This window comes from Polaromonas sp. P1_E3 (assembly GCF_056405935.1).
Genome location: NZ_JBFUBD010000726.1, coordinates 1 through 884, shown reverse-complemented (window position 1 = coordinate 884; position 884 = coordinate 1). Strand labels below are relative to the sequence as shown.

The following is an 884-nucleotide window of genomic DNA, read 5'->3' as shown; positions in this document are numbered from 1 at the left end:
CTATTGTTGGAACGCTTGCCTGAGGTGGCCGAGTCGGGTTACCCATTGTTTGAGGTCGAAGAACTTGCGCCTGCGGTGCGCTCGGGAAAGCGCGACGATGTTGTAGAGTTTCTCTTTCAAAGCGCAGTTTTTTGCACGATGATGCGCGAACTTCTTTACCTGCAGGTCGAGGGTTCGATGGGCGCACTGTTCGTCGCTGCCTGTGTGGAGCACTGCAGCAGCAATGAACAACGTCGCGGGCCACGAAAGCTCGCTGCAGGACTGTTGGAGGAACTTCAACGTGCGGCATAACAGGTCAGTCAAGGCAGGCCCTCTACTGCAGGCTGTCAGCTGCATCGGGTCCGATTACCTCCAACGTTAGATACCAATGTCCATCACCACTATCGTTGTAGTTGCAGCAGTGCTGGGAGTAATAGCGCTGGTGCTTGTTAGTTCGAATCGCGCTGGGCAGGAGGGTGTGCCGGACATTCGCGTTCTCAGTCAACTCAGGCAGGCAGGTTCCAAGCTCGAGAAGCCGCACCAGATTGACTTCTTTATGTACTTTCCCTCGGAATCTGCAGCAAACTCAGTAGCCCAAACGCTGGCATCTCAAGGTTACAACGTGTCAGTCAAACCAAGCGCGCAGAGCAACCCCGAGTGGCTCGTGCAGGCAGTCAGAACAATGGTTCCTAAGGTCGGCGCGCTAGTGGAAATTCGGAAGAGTTTTTCGGCGCTGGCTTCGGAAAATGGTGGTACCTACGATGGTTGGGGCGCAGGTGTTGTCCGGTGAAGAGGTATCTAACCGTTAAATGACTATGGAACCCGTGATCACAATTCGCTCCACCGCCTCAAACCGTGTACTCCAAATTGGCGAGCCGAGCGGCAGCTTTTTCCCCGTCAAACTC

The 884-nt window shown here is 54.6% G+C and carries 2 protein-coding genes; both read left to right on the top strand.

The window, feature by feature from the left end:
* On the top strand, positions 1-291 hold a 291-nt coding region (locus AC1D0Z_RS23095; protein WP_477660460.1), incomplete at its 5' end, for a hypothetical protein.
* 76 nt (positions 292-367) lie between these two features.
* Entirely contained in the window at positions 368-769 is a 402-nt protein-coding gene (locus tag AC1D0Z_RS23090; protein ID WP_477660459.1) for a ribonuclease E inhibitor RraB, read from the top strand.
* The last annotated feature ends 115 nt before the right edge of the window (positions 770-884 follow it).

Bases quoted from the DNA above. Each gene is read 5' to 3' on its own strand.
- AC1D0Z_RS23090 (WP_477660459.1), top strand. From the start codon at position 368: ATGTCCATCACCACTATCGTTGTAGTTGCAGCAGTGCTGGGAGTAATA.